We start from the raw sequence: 17185 nt of genomic DNA on the forward strand, positions 1-17185 counted from the left end.
CTCCACATTACAGCATAGGGGTTTGTTCAGGTGGTGTGGTCGCATCGCTTTCTACGACGCGGACTTTGGCACCGTTGCTGAGACGCACTTGACCTGATGTCACGACTACATCGCCCGGTTGCACCCCATCGAGGATGTGTGCGATGTCTTGGGTGCGTTCACCCACTTTAATCACTTGCTGCTTAACGCGCTTCTCACCGTTTTCCTCAGAGACAAGGTAAACATTGTCACCGTAGAGGGTAAACGTGATGGCGGTTTGTGGCAGCGCCACTTGGTTTTCCAGCTTAGGCAGGATGATGTTGGCCCGCGCGAACATACCGCTGCGCAGTTTGCCATCACTGTTTGGAATATCAGCCTGGACTTGAATCAAACCACTTTGGATATTGACGGCGGGTTCAATGGCGGTAATTGAGCCTTTGAACGCAATCGCAGGGTAGGCATCCACAAAAATGTCGACCTCTTGGCCCATATTGATGCGAGAGATGTCCGTTTGCGGCACGGTGAAACGAAGGCGCATCACGCTGGTGTCTTCTAAACGCACAATGTCCGTACCCGCTTGCAGGTATTGACCAAGGTAAACGTTACGAATCCCGACCACGCCAGCAAATGGCGCTTTGATTTCACGACGGTCAATCGAGGCATTCAAACTTTCGATATCCGCCAACAGGGAGAAGTAATTGGCTTCGGCTTCGTCGTACGCTTCTTTTGAAATTGAGCCTTTTTGGTACAAGCCTTGGTAGCGCTTATACTTGGCTTCGGCCGCAGGCAGTTTCGCTTTGGCGCTTTTTAAGTTGGCTTTTTCTACATCGGAGTCGAGCAGAACTAAAGGTTGGCCTTCTTCCACTTGAGTACCTGACTCAAATGCAATTTGGTCAATCACACCGCTGGTTTCGTTGGCAACCGTGACACCTTGGTTTGGTTCGATAAAACCGATCGCTTCAATCACAGGAACCCAATCGATAGAGGCGACTTCGGTGACTGTCACCGGAAACTCTGGTTCTGGGCGATTCGCCATGTATTCAGCAATCTTCTGCTGCTTAAAGAGATTGAAACCTATCACACTGCCAAACAGCAGCACGGCGATAAGTAACATAAAGAAAGTCCACTTTTTCATTCCGATAAGAACTCCAAGTTAATGTGTGATAATGGCGTCCCAGCTGGCTTCAATCGCGGCTTCAAGTGCCTCTTGATCCAGTGGGTAAAGTCCTAAAGCGTGTTTGCGTGCAAGTGCAACACTGGCTTCAAGACTGAGTCCGGCGAGTACCTCGTTGGCGAGAGGTTTAAACAGTCCTTCTGCTTTCCCTTGATCAAAAAGAAGGTCGACTTTGTCGAACATCTGGCGCTCCAACTCACGAGTCGACTGGCCGCTGTCACAAGGTAAGGATTCATATTGAATACGGTTGCTGATGGTTTTCAGATTGGAACCAGCCATATTCCATATATTAAGCCACATCGTGCGGTAGCGACGTTTCAGTGGCATGTCATCGTCCACACCCGCTTGAATGGCGTTCGCCACCCGCTGCGCTACCGACAGACGAAGCTCTCGAAGTAAGTGTTCCTTGTCTTCGAAATATCGGTAGATGGTGCCGGCGGCAACCCCAGCCTGTTTGGCCAGTTTTTGCATCGACAAGCCTTGAAATCCCGACTCAGCCACAAGGATTTCTGCGGCAGCGAGAATTTGTTCTCGTTTATCTGGATTTAACGATTCCGGCATGATGACTTCAGTTAATGAATGAACGTTCATTCATTATAGATCGAATCCCAGCCATCTTTGCAACAAAGTATGACACTTATTTGATAAATATTTTTTACTCAACCTATTGGTTGGCTGAAGGTGAGCTTATCGGTGACCTCGAAAACATGGCAATATGATGAGGTGGCGATTATCATAAGCGCCATTCCACTCTCTTTGAGCAATGTAGATTGAGCCGACAATGAAGCTGAACCCAAGACAAGACGAAGCCGTTAAATATGTCTCCGGACCTTGCCTAGTACTCGCGGGTGCCGGGTCAGGTAAAACGCGTGTGATCACCAATAAAATCGCGTATTTGGTTCAGCAATGTCAGTACAAGGCGCGCAATATTGCAGCGGTGACCTTCACCAATAAAGCGGCCCGCGAGATGAAAGAGCGCGTCGGTCAGACGTTGGGTAAGCATGAGTCCAAAGGTTTGATGGTGTCGACCTTTCACACCCTAGGTCTCAACATCATCAAACGTGAGTACAAAGCGCTAGGGCTCAAGGCCGGCTTTTCGCTGTTTGATGATCAAGACCAAATGGCGCTGCTAAAAGAGCTCACAGAAAAGCAGCTTGATGGGGATAAAGATTTGCTGCGCCAGTTGCTCAGCGCGATCTCTAACTGGAAGAACGACATGCTGACGCCCGATCAGGCCAAGGCACTGGCACAAGGTGAGCAGCAACAGCTGTTTGCGTTCTGTTTTGAGATGTACCAAAAGCAGATGAAGGCGTACAACGCGCTCGATTTTGATGATTTAATTTCGCTGCCCGTGCTTCTTCTGCGCACTAATGAAGAGGTGCGCCAGCGTTGGCAAAATCGGATTCGTTATCTGCTGGTGGATGAGTACCAAGACACCAACACCAGTCAATATGAGTTGGTCAAACTGATCGTCGGCGAACGTGGCCGCCTGACTGTGGTGGGTGATGACGACCAATCCATCTACTCTTGGCGAGGGGCGAAACCGCAAAACTTGGTCTTGCTTGGTGAAGATTACCCGAACCTGCGCCTGATTAAGCTGGAGCAAAACTATCGCTCGACCAGCCGCATCTTGCGCGCGGCGAACATCTTAATCGCCAACAACCCACACGTGTATGAAAAGACCTTGTTTTCGCAAATTCCTGATGGCGAAAAACTCAAGGTGTTGATGGCGAAAGATGAAGACAATGAAGCGCAGCGTGTGACTGGGGAGTTGATCGCCCATAAGTTTCTCAACCGCACGGACTATCGTGACTATGCGATTTTGTATCGCGGTAACCATCAATCGCGCTTGATTGAAAAGTCGCTGATGCAAAACCGAGTGCCCTACAAACTCTCAGGAGGCACCTCCTTTTTTGCTCGCGCAGAAATTAAAGACATCATGGCGTATTTAAAAATTTTGGTGAACCCAGATGACGACAACGCTTTTCTGCGTATCGTCAATACGCCGCGACGTGAGATTGGTCCGGTGACGCTCGAGAAACTGGGCAGTTATGCCAATATGCGTGGCAAGAGTCTATTTGAGGCCAGTTTTGAAATGGGGCTGGAGCAGCACCTAACGGGCAGAGGGTTAGAAAACTTACGTCGCTTCACCACCTGGTTGGTGAAGATTGCCGATCAAGCAGAGCGGGGCGACACCGTCAGTGCTGTGCGCTCACTGGTGCGTGACATCAACTACGAAGATTGGCTGTACGAAACCTCCTCGAGCCCGAAGGCCGCAGAGATGAGAATGAAGAACGTCTCCGATCTCTACTCTTGGATTGTGGCGGATCTTGAAGGCGACAACTACGACAAAGAAGAGAAGAATCTCAAAGAGGTGGTTCAGCGTTTGACGCTGCGTGACATGATGGAGCGTGGCGAAGAAGATGACGACAGTGATGCGGTGCAACTGATGACGTTACACGCATCAAAAGGCTTGGAGTTTCCTTACGTCTATTTGATTGGCGCCGAAGAGGGCATCTTGCCGCACCAAACCAGCATCGATGAAGACAATGTCGAAGAGGAGCGCCGTTTAATGTATGTGGGTATTACGCGCGCGCAGCGAGAGCTCACCTTCACCATGTGTAAAGAAAGACGTCAGTTTGGCGAGCTGATCAAACCGACCCAGAGCCGTTTTTTGGATGAACTGCCGTTTGATGATGTCGAGTGGGAGGTCAACAAAAAGCCGCAAAGCGCAGAAGAGCGAATGGCGAAAGGCCAAGCCCACATTGCCAACTTAAGAGCGATGTTTAAAAAATAACTCATCGATAAAAAGATAAACAAAAAAGCGGCTCACCCTAAAGTCAGCCGCTTTTTCATTTCTGCTTGTAGAGATTGCGCTACAAAAATGAGGTTTGAAAATAAGAGGGCGGGTTATAGACCTTCAATCATATGCTCGATCGCCGCGATGATTTCATCATCTGAACAATCCATACATGAACCACGTGCAGGCATAGCATTGAAGCCGTTGATGGCATGATTCGCGAGAACATCTTTACCTTGAGCGATACGTGGCGCCCAATCATCTGCGTTGCCTGTTTTCGGTGCGCCGCTCACGCCTGATGCGTGACAGGCAATACAGAAGGTGCCATACACAGTGGCACCATCACGAGGGCCACTCGGCTCTGCCACGACAGGCTCGGCACCGGCTAGATAAACATCACCAACAGGTTTAATGCGCTCAGCAATGGCATCGTATTCTTCTTGGCTTACGCTTGCTGCGATCGATGCGCTGGAAAAGGTGACAGCGGCGATAAGAGCCGTTAATAATTTTCGAGACATATCCATTAAACTCACTTTACATTCCTGAAGGTAAGTGCGTGCTTACCTATTCTATTAATGTGGCATTGAGCTAAGCAGCATCAAAGGGCGTGTAAAATGCAGATAATGCTGTTAAATCAATGTAAATAATGGGTGATTATATCCTGATAACTTGTTGCAATAAACAACAAGATAACCGCTTCCACAAGGTTATCTAATGGGAAATAGGGGTTTATCACACTTTAATTGCCCAAAAAGGCGTCAAACGAGAAAAAAACTTGAAAAAGTACTAGACGCCCTAGTGTGATATACGTATTATTCCACTCCGCCGATAGGGCATGCGCCCGTAGCTCAGCTGGATAGAGCGTTGGCCTCCGGAGCCAAAGGTCGAAGGTTCGAATCCTTTCGGGCGCGCCATTTGCCTCGGAGGATGTATCGGTAAAAAAATATTGTGGTGGCTATAGCTCAGTTGGTAGAGCCCCGGATTGTGATTCCGGTTGTCGCGAGTTCAAGTCTCGTTAGCCACCCCATTCTCGGTGAATAGCGCAGCTTGGTAGCGCATCTGGTTTGGGACCAGAGGGTCGGGGGTTCGAATCCCTCTTCACCGACCACTTATTTATACGATTAGGCAATCGCGTGATCGTTTGTTCTTATCACCGCGTAAGAACGACAACGGCAAGAAGCCGGTTGAAGCAAAAATTGATGGTGGCTATAGCTCAGTTGGTAGAGCCCCGGATTGTGATTCCGGTTGTCGCGAGTTCAAGTCTCGTTAGCCACCCCATTTCGGTGAATAGCGCAGTTTGGTAGCGCATCTGGTTTGGGACCAGAGGGTCGGGGGTTCGAATCCCTCTTCACCGACCACTTTCAAAAAGCCCCGCTAGTCATAGCGGGGCTTTTTTACATCTTACGATCACTGATTTGTGCACATATCGGTTATCTCTTGCATCCCATCTATATGTTTTGTCCAATCCTCCCACAACCCACAACCCACAACCCACAACCCACAACCCACAACCCACAACCCACAACCCACAACCCACAACCCACAACCCACAACCCAGATACTTACTCAACAACTGCTCTGCTACGTTCCTTATTCCCCACCACCATTTCTATGGTATTAGAGTGATTATTCAATTTATTACACCACTAACGTGATTGGTGCCTAGTTTTTGATCTCGATAAAAATAATCTCACTGGTTATGTGTGTTATTTTTGTTAATTGATCGGTCTGAATAATGGGTGAATAACTATGCCTTTCGGCTTCTCGTTGACCCTGAAAGTTTCGCAGTGAAAGTGCGCTAAAACTGTGCAAATGACGGCCAAAATGCAGCAGGTCCGATCAATGCATCGTATCGCTAAGGTGCATAGATATTTTGTTAAGCTGCTTGATATTTGTGCGTTCTCAACTTTTTATCCTAAGATTGTTGATTTTCTGTGAATTTTTTGCCAAATTGATGACCTTGTAAATTGCCGGAATACTGATCCGGTTTTTTGAATGGATTCACTTTTCAGACAGGGCAGAAGGCTGCCGCAGCAGTAGAGGTCTGGTTAATGGCACTTTTAGAAGTCAAAAATCTTCGTATCGAATATCCGTCACGTCACGGCGTACACGCAGCGGTCAAATCGCTTTCTTTTAATATAGAGAGAGGCGAGATTGTTGGCGTCGTTGGCGAATCGGGTGCCGGCAAATCCACCGTAGGTAATGCGGTGATCGACTTACTGAGCCCTCCGGGTCAGGTCGCAAGTGGTGACGTCTATCTTGATGGAGAGAAGATCTCCGGACTGACACCAGAAAAAATGCGCAAAGTGCGCGGGTCAAAAATCGGTTTTATCTTCCAAGACCCAATGACCTCTCTTAACCCACTATTTACCGTTGAGCAGCAACTCACCGAGACCATCCATGCCAATATGAAGGTGTCGGACGACGAAGCGTATCAACGTGCATTGTCATTGATGAAGCAGGTGGGCATTCCTCAGCCAGAAAACCGTCTCAAACAATACCCGCACCAGTTCTCTGGTGGTATGCGCCAGCGCGTGGTTATCGCGATTGCGCTTGCCGGTGAGCCTGATTTAATTATCGCTGATGAGCCAACGACGGCCTTGGATGTGTCGATTCAAGACCAAATCCTGAACTTGATTCGAGAATTGTGTATCAAGAACAACGTTGGCTGTATGCTGGTAACGCACGACATGGGCGTGGTATCGAACGTAACCGATCGCGTGGCGGTGATGTACCGTGGCGATTTGGTGGAGTTTGGCCCGACGAACAAAGTGCTGGGCGACCCCGATCATGCTTACACGCGCAGCCTGATTTCTGCCGTGCCTCGTTCGGATATCAAACTCGATCGTTTCCCTCTGGTGAGCTACATCGAGGAAGCGAAAGAGATGAAGCCGCTGGATGTCAAAAATCACTGGTTGGGTCAAAGCCAAGATCAGCGTGCTTATTCTGGCTCTTTGTTGACGGTCGAAAACGTTAACCTGCGCTTTGTCACCAAAGACTCTTTATTTGAAAGCCGCCGAGAGTACGTTCAAGCATCGAACAATGTCAGTTTTGAAGTGTTTGAAGGTGAGACGTTTGGCCTAGTGGGTGAGTCTGGTTCAGGAAAATCGACCATTGCGCGAGTGATTGCCGGTCTTTATCAGCCGAACTCGGGCAAAGTGTGCTTTGAGGGCATTGACCTTACTGCGATGACGTCAGAGAAAGAGCGTCGTCCGCTGCGCCGTCAAATGCAGATGGTATTCCAAAACCCTTATACCTCGATGAACCCTCGAATGAAGGTGTTCGACATCATCGCCGAGCCGATTCGTTTCCATAAGCTGACCAAGAATGAATCCGAAACACGCCAGATCGTTAACGATCTGTTGGATCATGTTGGTTTGGGCCGAATGGCTGGGGTGAAATACCCGCACGAATTCTCAGGTGGTCAGCGTCAGCGTATTTCGATTGCGCGCGCGCTGGCGACTCGTCCACGTTTGCTGATTTGTGATGAGCCGACGTCGGCGTTGGATGTGTCGGTGCAAGCGCAAATCCTCAACTTATTAAAAGATCTCCAAGATGAGCTCAATCTGACTATGCTGTTTATCAGCCATGACTTACCTGTCATTCGTCAGATGTGTGACCGTGTTGGGGTGATGCAAATGGGTACACTACTTGAAGTGGCCCCCACTGAGCAGCTGTTTAACTCACCACAGCATGAGTACAGTCAACAACTGATTTCTCTGATGCCAGAGTTCACCGGCTTAAGAGAAGAAGTAAAAACGGCCTAAAGCCGTATACCTTGCCCAACGCGGTTTTGTTGGGTAGCTAAACAGAAGCAAATACAACAACTAGGGATGAATCCCGCATAAGGAGTTATGCATGAAAACCATGAAAAGCAAACTAGCAGTGGCTTTGATGGCAGCAGGCTTAAGTTTTGCCGCCGCTGCAGCAGATATTACTGTCGCTTATGACGCTGACCCGGTGTCGCTTGACCCACACGAGCAGCTATCAGGCGGTACTCTGCAAATGTCTCACATGGTGTTTGATCCGCTAGTTCGTTACACACAAAAATTGGATTTTGAACCTCGTTTGGCTGAGAAATGGGAACGTGTCGATGACACGACATTCCGTTTTGAGCTACGCAAAGGCGTGAAATTCCACTCTGGTAACGAGCTAACGGCGGATGATGTGGTTTGGACGTTCGAGCGTCTGAAAAACTCTCCAGACTTTAAAGCGATCTTCGAACCGTACGAGAAGATGGTGAAAGTGGATGACTACACAGTGGAGTTGGTGTCTAAAGGCGCTTACCCACTGGTTCTACAAACCGCGACTTACATCTTCCCAATGGACAGCAAGTTCTACTCTGGTCAAACAGAAGATGGCAAAGACAAAGCGGAAGTTGTGAAGCACGGTAACTCGTTTGCTTCGACCAACGTATCTGGTACGGGTCCGTTTATTGTGACGTCTCGTGAGCAAGGTGTGAAAGTCGAATTTCAACGCTTTGCGGATTACTGGGATACCACAACAGGTAACGTTGACAAGCTAACGCTAGTGCCAATCAAAGAAGACGCAACACGTGTGGCTGCGCTACTTTCTGGTGACGTTGATATGATTGCGCCGGTTGCACCAAACGACCACAAGCGTGTACAAGGCGCCAAAGATATCGATCTTGTGACACTGCCTGGTACTCGTATTATCACGTTCCAAATGAACCAAAATAGCAACGAAGCGTTGAAAGATGTCCGCGTTCGTCAGGCGATCGTTCATGCGATCAACAACGAAGGCATTGTGGATAAAATCATGAAAGGCTTCGCAAGTGTTGCGGGTCAGCAAGGACCTGAAGGTTATGCAGGTTACAGCGCGGATCTTGTGCCACGCTTCGATCTGAAGAAAGCCAAAGAGCTGATGAAAGAAGCGGGTTACGAGGACGGCTTTACGTTGACAATGATGGCGCCAAACAACCGCTACGTGAACGATGCGAAAATCGCTCAAGCGGCGGCGGCAATGCTGTCTAAGATCGGCATTAAAGTTGACCTGAAAACCATGCCAAAAGCGCAATACTGGCCAGAGTTTGATAAGTGTGCGGCAGACATGCTGATGATCGGCTGGCACTCAGATACCGAAGATTCTGCAAACTTCTCTGAGTTCCTAACCATGACGCGTAATGAAGAAACAGGTAAAGGTCAGTACAACTGTGGTCACTACTCAAACCCAGAGCTTGATCAATTGGTTGAAGCGTCAAACGTAGAAACGGATCCAGCGAAACGTGCGCAAATGCTACAACAAGTGGAAACCATCCTGTACAACGATGCGGCGTTTGTTCCTCTACACTGGCAAAACCTGGCGTGGGGCGCGAAATCTAACGTGGACATCGCACCTATCGTCAACGCTATGAACTTCCCATACCTTGGCGACCTAGTGGTCAAGTAATGAGAGTCTCTCGCTCTCAGTAATGGGAGAGCGAATTTGGCGCTTTGCTTTGTTTCAGTCGGGCAAAGCGCCATCATTAAGACTGAATTTTGCGAGCAGATCCCTCTGCTTTAGCAAGGCTGAAATCCATGGAAAGTTAAGGGGCAAGGAATGTTTTCGTTTCTGGTCAAGCGCCTGTTTCAGGCACTGATAGTGATGTTTGTGATCAGTCTAGTGGCGTTTGCCATTCAGGATAACTTAGGTGATCCACTGCGTGAGTTGGTGGGCCAGTCTGTTTCAGAGGCGGAGCGCCAAGCGCTGCGTGATGAATTAGGCCTGAATGATCCCTTCATTACCAAATATTCTCGTTTTGTCGGCGCTGCGCTGCAAGGCGATCTCGGTACATCGTACTTCTTCAAGCGTCCTGCAGTGGACGTGATTCTCGATAAGCTAGTAGCGACGTTAGAGTTGGTGTTTGGTGCAACGATGATCATCATCGTTATGTCGATTCCTCTTGGCGTGTACTCGGCGATACATCCAAAAAGTTTCTTCACTAAAGTGGTGATGGCAGGCAGCAGTATCGGCATCTCGATTCCGGTCTTTTTGACGGCAATTATGCTGATGTATGTGTTCTCCATCGAACTTGGCTGGCTGCCTTCCTATGGTCGCGGTGAGACGGCGAACTGGCTCGGCTGGGAGTCTGGCTACTTTACTTTAGACGGCTTAGCGCATCTGATCTTGCCGTGTGTGGCTCTGGCGTCAATCATGTTGCCACTCTTCATTCGCCTGGTTCGCTCTGAAATGCTGGAAGTGCTGAGCTCGGAATACATCAAGTTCGCTAAAGCTAAAGGCTTGGCGATGAACAAAATCTATTACCAACACGCACTGAAAAACACCATGCTACCGGTGTTGACTGTGGGTGGGGTACAAATCGGTACTATGGTGGCGTACACCATTTTGACGGAAACGGTGTTCCAGTGGCCTGGGATGGGTTTTCTTTTCCTTGAAGCGATCAACCGAGTCGATACACCTTTGATTACGGCGTACGTAATTTTTGTTGGTCTTATCTTTGTGGTGACCAACACGATTGTCGACTTACTCTACGGCATCATCAACCCAACGGTTAATCTGACAGGAAAAGGAGCATAACATGAGTCAAACAGCCGCAGCTCCTTCTCATTGGGAGCGTTTCAAACAGTCTGATTTCTTGTACTACTTCAAGCGCGATAAAGTCGCGATGACAAGTTTCAGCATTTTTATGATTTTCTTGATTGTCGCGATTGCCGCGCCCGTACTTGCGCCAAGCGATCCGTATGATTTGTCATCGATTGATATTATGGACTCAGAACTGCCTCCATCGTGGATGGACGGCGGGGAAGAGCGCTTTGTGCTTGGTACCGACGAGCAAGGCCGTGACATCCTATCGACCATTTTGTATGGCTCACGTTTGTCTCTCACCATCGGCTTCTTGGCGGTGGGTCTGCAACTGCTACTTGGCATCGTGATTGGGCTGTCTGCGGGTTACTTTGGCGGTCGTATTGATAGTTTCTTGATGCGTTTTGCCGATGTGCAGCTGTCGTTCTCAACCATGATGGTGGCCATCATTGTCTCTGCCATCTTTAAAGCCAGCTTCGGCAGTGACTTTTACAGTCAGTATGCGGTGATCATGCTGGTGGTGATCATTGGTGTCGCTGAATGGCCGCAATATGCGCGGACGATTCGTGCATCGGTGTTGGCAGAGAAGAAGAAAGAGTACGTCGAAGCGGCACGTGTGATGGGCTTTAAAGCGCCACGTATCATGTTCCGTCATATTTTGCCGAACTGTTTGTCACCCATCTTGGTTATCTCAACCGTTCAGGTGGCGAATGCGATCATGTCCGAGGCGGCACTTTCTTTCCTAGGATTAGGTTTGCCGGTTGATCAGCCATCATTGGGTGCGTTAATCAGCATTGGCTTTAACTACATCTTCTCCGGTGCATGGTGGATTACCGCCTTCCCAGGCATTGTGTTGGTGACACTGGTATTGGTCATCAACCTGTTGGGTGACTGGTTACGTGATGTATTTAACCCCAAAATTTACAAAGGGTGATCTAAGCCTAAGATCTGACTACAAAAACATCACTACACTAAGAGCCGTAACCGATTACGGCTCTTTTTTTGCATTCATCTTTTTTCAACAGTGTATGGTTTACCCTAGTGGCGTGGATTAGACGCCCGGTTTTAGGCGAAAGAATAAGGGATTGGATATCATTATGGCAGTCAAGCCGAAACGAACCATGTTACCGCTTTTGAGTGTTGCCGCGTGGCTCACTGTCTCCTTGTCGACCAGTTCAGTCAGTGCTGAAGAATTTCTCTGTGATGCCACACAGGCCTCAAATACCGAGTTGCCAGTGCTCGATGCGGCCTGTCCTATCGGCAATGGTCTATGGGGCACTAAACCTAAGGGCAGTGAATCGAGCTTTTGGATTCAGTGTGGTGTCTTCAGCCAACCGTTATCATTGGATAAAGCGAAGGTGCTGTACCAGCATATTTCCACTGATGTGTGGGCAAAACCAGAAGGCAAAGGGGTACGCTGCTTAATTGGCCCGTACGATGAGTTTGCCAAGGCGCGCGCAGATCTTGCGAAGGTGAAAAGTGAGCCCGGCTACAAAGAAGCGTTTATTCGTGAAGTTGTCAAAGGGGCACCGCCGAAAGCCTCCGCCGCTAAGCGTAAGACTCAGCCTGTCGAAAAAGCCAAACCCTCACCTAAATCCACAGCAAAAACGCAGACTCAACACACCACGGTACTGCCTGTGCCGATTCCCTTAAAAACAGAGTCAGCGAATGTCGAGAGGGCAAATAGCGAGCCTCAAGATGAAATCCTTATCCGACTATCCGCGAGCATTAACGGCGCAGAGTACAAGGTACCTTATACCATGTTTGGTAATGATCAGTTCTATATGGAACATGGCTTGCCGTGGAATCGCATGAACTATGAAGACGCCTACAAAACCTGTTATCGTTTGGGAATGCGTCTTGCCAGTGAGCAAGAGTGGCAAAATCTATTGGCGGCTGAACATATGGGCCCGAATAAGTGGCCGATGCATTTGCCCTACTGGGGAAGCGGACGCACTGGACTTTTTGCCAGTGGCAAGGTCAACCAGTTAAAAGGCACCTCTCTGCTTAATGTGATGTGCGTGAAATAAAAAGGACGCGATGCGTCCTTTTTATTAAATATCAGTGACTTATCTCATGGTAACGAATTCTTCGCTACCCGTTGGGTGAATCGCAACCACAGAGTCGAAGTCAGCTTTGGTGGCGCCCATCTTCATTGCTACGCCGAAGCCTTGAATCATTTCGTCCACGGTAAAGCCAATGCCGTGTAGACCGACTACGGTTTCTTCTTCTCCCGCACACACGAGTTTCATTTTGCATGGCTGACGGTGCTGAGTCACTGCGGTGTACATGGCGGTAAAGCCAGAAGTGTACACTTTCACATTCTCTTTGCCGTACTTCTCTTCGGCTTCTTGGGTGGTTAAACCAATAGTGCCGATAGGTGGGTGACTAAACACTACGGTCGGGACAAGGTTGTAATCCATCTTAGCGTTTGTTTTACCGTTGAATAGACGCTCAGAGAGTTGGCGACCGGCTTTAACCGCCACTGGTGTTAGCTCGATGCCCCCTTCCATAATGTCACCGACACAGTAGATTCCTGGCACGTTGGTCGCTTGGAACTCATCCACTTTGATGTAGCCACGCTCATTGGTTTCAACACCGGTTGAAGCGAGATTGATCGCGTCCGTGGCAGGATGACGGCCGATAGCCCAGATCAACTGGTCAACGTTGTGTGTATGACCGTTTTCAAGGTGAAGTGTCAGGCTGCCATTGGCTTCTTTCACCACTTCTTTTGGAATGGAGTGAGTGTGCAGTGCTGGCCCTTCAGCTTCCATCACTTCTACCAAGGTCTCGATGATCATTGGGTCAAAGCTGCGTAGCGGCGACTCTTTACGAACAAACAGGTGAGTTTCCGTGCCGAGAGCGTTAAGCACACCCGCAATCTCGACGGCAATGTAGCCAGCGCCAATCACCGCAACGCGTTTTGGCTGCTCAGCAAGCTCGAAGAAGCCGTTTGAGTCGATGCCGTACTCTGCACCTGGGATATTAGGAATGGTTGGACGACCACCAACGGCAATCAGGATATGATCAGCGGTGTAGTGCTCGCCATTCACTTCGACGGTTTTCTCATCAACGAATTTCGCAAAGCCCTTGATGACGTTAACTTTGTTGTTGCCCAATACGCGGTCGTAAGATTGGTGAATGCGGCCAATATACGCTTGGCGGCTTTCGACCAGTTTGCTCCAATCGAAGCCTTTGACATCGATGTCAAATCCGTAGTCTTCGGCATAAAGGTTCATCGCATCTGCGATTTGCGCGCCGTGCCACATCACTTTTTTAGGGACACAACCAACATTGACACAGGTACCGCCTAGGTCTTGAGCTTCAATTAGGGCTACTTTTGCACCGTACATGGCCGCGCGGTTCGCTGATGCGATGCCGCCAGAACCACCACCGATACAGATATAGTCAAAATGAGTCGCCATTACTTTCTCCAAATTTTTTAGCTGATTATTATGTATATGAGGATGAACTGGTTGAACTCAATCCATCGCAGCGAAATGTCTGACTTTGCCAAGGCTACTCAGGAACAATCCAATCGACTTTCCAGTGGCCTGTGACGGGGGCAATTGCCTCCTTGAGGAAAGGCAAAATGTCGTTCATGTCTCTTTCCAATGTCCAAGGGGGATTGATGACAATCATCCCAGAGGCCGTCATGCCGCGCTCATTGGTATCTGGAGAGACGCCAAGCTCGATTTGCAAGATTTTACGAATCCCGAGTCCTTCTAGACCTTCAATCATATCTTCAATGTCGCAGCGGTTGACCACAGGATACCAAATCGCATAAATCCCGGTAGCCCAGCGCTTATAACTTTGTGCTATAGCCTGAACCACATCGCGATATTCTTTGGCTAGCTCATAGGGTGGGTCGATGAGCACTAGGCCGCGGCGCTCTTGCGGCGGCAAGCTGGCTTTGAGACGCTGGAAACCATCCTCTTTAAAAATGCTGACTTGGCGATCACGATGAAACTCTTGTTGCAGCAATGGGTAGTCACTAGGGTGAAGTTCGGTCAGTAGCATGCGATCTTGTGGGCGCAGGTGGGCGCGGGCGACGCGTGGTGAACCAGGGTAGTAGCGCAGTCCTTCACCGTTGTTTAAGCTCGTGATGGCATCAAGATAGCTCTGAATCGCCTCAGGTCTCTCACTTTGTGCCCATACCCGCGCGATGCCTTGCTTGTACTCACCTGTCTTCTCTGACCATTCGTGGGTCAAATCGTAACGACCAACACCGGAGTGCGTGTCGTGATACACAAACGGTTTGTCTTTATTCTTGAGCGAGTTAAGGATCAGGCTTTGCACAATGTGTTTAACCACATCGGCATGGTTACCTGCGTGAAAACTGTGACGATAGCTTAGCAAAACGGTTCTCTCTAAATGGCCCTAGGCCATAGTTATTTCCCAAAAAGCGATGTGGGAGAGTATAACCGCACCGACGCCGGGCTGCTTGTCTTTCTCTGTGCCTTTGTCGGCTAGGTAAACAAAAAGTCGTGACTTGCCGATTTGTGCTTATCTCACGCGAATATCGTAAGAATTGGCAACAACTTAGCGGTCGATGACTATTGAAAAAGTCCTCTCGGGGCACTATCTATTCTATAAGACCCGACGAACATCTCAGCTCGTCTGCCAACAAAAAAGGAATGCTTATGTCTAACCCATTGCTGACGTTTACCGATCTGCCGCCTTTTGCTCACATCCAACCAGAACATGTGAAACCAGCAGTTGAAGACGCGATTGCTGCGTGCCGCGCTAAAATCGACCAAGTGCTGGCCGGCAACGACGCACCGACTTGGGAGAGTGTGATTGCGCCCATTGAAGAGGTGGATGACCGTTTAAGCCGCATTTGGTCGCCAGTGAGTCACATGAACTCTGTGGTCAACAGTGATGAGTTGCGTGAGGCGTACGAAAGCTGCTTGCCGCTGTTGTCGGAATATGGCACTTGGGTAGGTCAACACAAAGGGCTGTTTGATGCCTACAAAGCGATCAAAGCCAGCCCAGCGTTTGCGACTCTAACGCAAGCACAAAAGAAAACCATCACCGATGGCCTGCGCGACTTCGAGCTGTCTGGTATTGGTTTGCCGGCTGATCAGCAGCATCGTTATGGTGAGATCAGCAAGCGTATGTCAGAGCTGGGCTCAAAGTTCTCGAACAACGTCTTAGATGCGACCATGGGTTGGAGCAAGCACGTCACCGATGATGCTGAGTTGGCAGGCATGCCAGAGTCGGCGCTCGCCGCCGCGAAAGCCGCTGCGCAAGCGAAAGAGTTAGACGGCTATCTGCTCACCCTCGACATTCCTTCCTACCTGCCGGTGATGACCTACTGTGACAATCAAGCGCTGCGCCAAGAGATGTATGAAGCCTACGTGACGCGCGCGTCTGATCGCGGCCCGAAAGCGGGAGAGTGGGACAACAGCGAGATTATCAGTGAGCTGCTCAAACTGCGCTATGAAGTGGCGCGTATGCTGGGTTTCAATAACTACAGTGAAAAGTCGCTTGCAACGAAAATGGCGCAGAGCCCTGAGCAAGTGCTTGGCTTCCTCAATGATTTAGCCGCGAAAGCGAAGCCACAAGGTGAGCGTGAAGTGGAAGAGTTGCGTCAGTTTGCTCAGCAAGAGTTTGGCGTTGAAGAGCTCAACTTATGGGACATCGCTTACTACAGCGAAAAACAGAAACAGCACCTGTTCCAAATCTCAGATGAAGAGCTGCGTCCGTACTTCCCTGAATCCAAAGCGGTCAGTGGTCTGTTTGAAGTGCTCAAACGTGTCTTTGGTATGCGTGTTGAGGAGCGCCAAGGCGTGGAAACTTGGCATGAGTCGGTGCGCTTCTTTGATATTTTCGATGCCAATGACACCTTACGTGGCAGCTTCTATCTCGATTTGTACGCCCGTGAACACAAACGCGGCGGTGCGTGGATGGATGAGTGCCGTGTGCGCCGCATCAACGCCAACGGTGAGCTGCAAACCCCAGTGGCCTACTTGACCTGTAACTTCAATCGTCCGGTGGGTGATAAGCCAGCGCTGTTTACCCATGATGAAGTGGTGACCTTGTTCCATGAGTTTGGTCACGGTATCCATCATATGTTGACTCAAGTGGACACAGGTTCGGTGTCTGGCATCAACGGTGTACCTTGGGATGCGGTGGAACTGCCGAGTCAATTCCTGGAAAACTGGTGCTGGGAAGAGGAGGCACTGGCCTTCATTTCTGGTCACTACGAAACCGGCGAACCTTTACCAAAAGCCATGCTCGACAAAATGCTGGCCGCGAAAAACTTCCAGTCCGCGATGTTCATTCTTCGCCAGCTAGAGTTTGGTCTGTTTGACTTCACCTTGCACACTGAATTCGACCCAGAGGTTGGTCCACGTGTTCTTGAAACCCTTGCACAGGTCAAAGCGAAAGTCGCGGTACTGCCAAGCCTAGAGTGGAACCGCTTCTCACACAGCTTTAGTCATATCTTTGCGGGTGGATACAGCGCGGGATACTACAGCTACTTGTGGGCCGAAGTGCTGTCATCAGATGCGTTCTCGAAGTTTGAAGAAGAGGGGATCTTTAACCCGCAAACGGGTCAGAGCTTCTTGAATCACATCTTAGAGATGGGCGGCAGTGAAGAGCCGATGGAGCTGTTTAAGCGCTTCAGAGGCCGTGAGCCAGAGATTGATGCTTTGTTACGTCACGCAGGGATTGCCGCATAACAC

General features: G+C 49.5%; 12 protein-coding genes and 5 tRNA genes. 12 read left to right on the forward strand and 5 right to left on the reverse strand.

Going from position 1 to position 17185, the window contains the following annotated elements; translation table 11 throughout:
• Positions 1-7: 7 nt before the first annotated feature.
• Both AC6R0S_RS02125 and AC6R0S_RS02130 read right to left on the reverse strand, forming a co-directional pair.
• On the reverse strand, positions 8-1114 hold the full coding sequence (locus AC6R0S_RS02125) for an efflux RND transporter periplasmic adaptor subunit (protein WP_500625331.1): 1107 nt from the start codon (positions 1112-1114) through the stop codon (positions 8-10).
• A gap of 18 nt (positions 1115-1132) precedes the next feature.
• Positions 1133-1714 (reverse strand): TetR/AcrR family transcriptional regulator, encoded by a 582-nt coding sequence (locus AC6R0S_RS02130; RefSeq protein ID WP_334555480.1) that lies wholly within the window; start codon positions 1712-1714, stop codon positions 1133-1135.
• A 220-nt stretch (positions 1715-1934) separates the two neighbouring features.
• Between AC6R0S_RS02130 and rep the strand changes: the two genes are divergently transcribed.
• The gene (gene rep, locus AC6R0S_RS02135) at positions 1935-3950 is read left to right on the forward strand and encodes a DNA helicase Rep (protein ID WP_500630177.1); all 2016 of its coding nucleotides are present in this window, start codon (positions 1935-1937) and stop codon (positions 3948-3950) included.
• Positions 3951-4063: 113 nt separating this feature from the next.
• Here the strand turns inward: rep and AC6R0S_RS02140 are convergent, their stop codons facing one another.
• Positions 4064-4477: a c-type cytochrome gene (locus AC6R0S_RS02140; protein WP_487902695.1), complete on the reverse strand. Its 414-nt coding sequence runs from the start codon at positions 4475-4477 to the stop codon at positions 4064-4066.
• A gap of 313 nt (positions 4478-4790) precedes the next feature.
• Here AC6R0S_RS02140 and AC6R0S_RS02145 point away from each other — a divergent pair.
• The 10 genes from AC6R0S_RS02145 to AC6R0S_RS02190 all read left to right on the forward strand — a co-directional run bounded on the left by AC6R0S_RS02145 (position 4791) and on the right by AC6R0S_RS02190 (position 12526).
• Positions 4791-4867, forward strand: a tRNA-Arg gene (locus AC6R0S_RS02145).
• Between the two features lie 37 nt (positions 4868-4904).
• A tRNA-His gene (locus AC6R0S_RS02150) sits at positions 4905-4980 on the forward strand.
• A gap of 4 nt (positions 4981-4984) precedes the next feature.
• Positions 4985-5061, forward strand: a tRNA-Pro gene (locus AC6R0S_RS02155).
• A 94-nt stretch (positions 5062-5155) separates the two neighbouring features.
• Positions 5156-5231, forward strand: a tRNA-His gene (locus AC6R0S_RS02160).
• Positions 5232-5234: 3 nt separating this feature from the next.
• Positions 5235-5311: transfer RNA gene (locus AC6R0S_RS02165), tRNA-Pro, on the forward strand.
• A gap of 693 nt (positions 5312-6004) precedes the next feature.
• Positions 6005-7720 (forward strand): dipeptide ABC transporter ATP-binding protein, encoded by a 1716-nt coding sequence (locus tag AC6R0S_RS02170; RefSeq protein WP_487903371.1) that lies wholly within the window; start codon positions 6005-6007, stop codon positions 7718-7720.
• Positions 7721-7811: 91 nt separating this feature from the next.
• On the forward strand, positions 7812-9362 hold the full coding sequence (locus tag AC6R0S_RS02175; RefSeq protein WP_487903370.1) for an ABC transporter substrate-binding protein: 1551 nt from the start codon (positions 7812-7814) through the stop codon (positions 9360-9362).
• A gap of 150 nt (positions 9363-9512) precedes the next feature.
• A complete protein-coding gene (locus AC6R0S_RS02180) occupies positions 9513-10490 on the forward strand; it encodes an ABC transporter permease (protein WP_334555460.1) in 978 nt (325 codons plus the stop codon).
• 1 nt (position 10491) lies between these two features.
• Positions 10492-11430 carry an ABC transporter permease gene (locus AC6R0S_RS02185; RefSeq protein WP_487903369.1) on the forward strand — a complete coding sequence of 313 codons (939 nt, stop codon included), beginning with the start codon at positions 10492-10494 and terminating at the stop codon, positions 11428-11430.
• Positions 11431-11593: 163 nt separating this feature from the next.
• Entirely contained in the window at positions 11594-12526 is a 933-nt protein-coding gene (locus tag AC6R0S_RS02190) for an SPOR domain-containing protein (RefSeq protein WP_500630720.1), read from the forward strand.
• A gap of 39 nt (positions 12527-12565) precedes the next feature.
• Here AC6R0S_RS02190 and gorA read toward each other — a convergent pair whose 3' ends face one another.
• Both gorA and AC6R0S_RS02200 read right to left on the reverse strand, forming a co-directional pair.
• Positions 12566-13921, reverse strand: coding sequence for a glutathione-disulfide reductase (gorA, locus tag AC6R0S_RS02195; RefSeq protein WP_500630719.1), 1356 nt, complete (start codon positions 13919-13921; stop codon positions 12566-12568).
• A 94-nt stretch (positions 13922-14015) separates the two neighbouring features.
• The gene (locus AC6R0S_RS02200) at positions 14016-14855 is read right to left on the reverse strand and encodes a 23S rRNA (adenine(2030)-N(6))-methyltransferase RlmJ (RefSeq protein WP_500630718.1); all 840 of its coding nucleotides are present in this window, start codon (positions 14853-14855) and stop codon (positions 14016-14018) included.
• Positions 14856-15139: 284 nt separating this feature from the next.
• Here AC6R0S_RS02200 and prlC point away from each other — a divergent pair, with 284 nt between their 5' ends.
• On the forward strand, positions 15140-17182 hold the full coding sequence (gene prlC, locus AC6R0S_RS02205) for an oligopeptidase A (RefSeq protein WP_500629610.1): 2043 nt from the start codon (positions 15140-15142) through the stop codon (positions 17180-17182).
• The last annotated feature ends 3 nt before the right edge of the window (positions 17183-17185 follow it).

This window comes from Vibrio sp. R15-SG3-ISO1B (assembly GCF_059833835.1).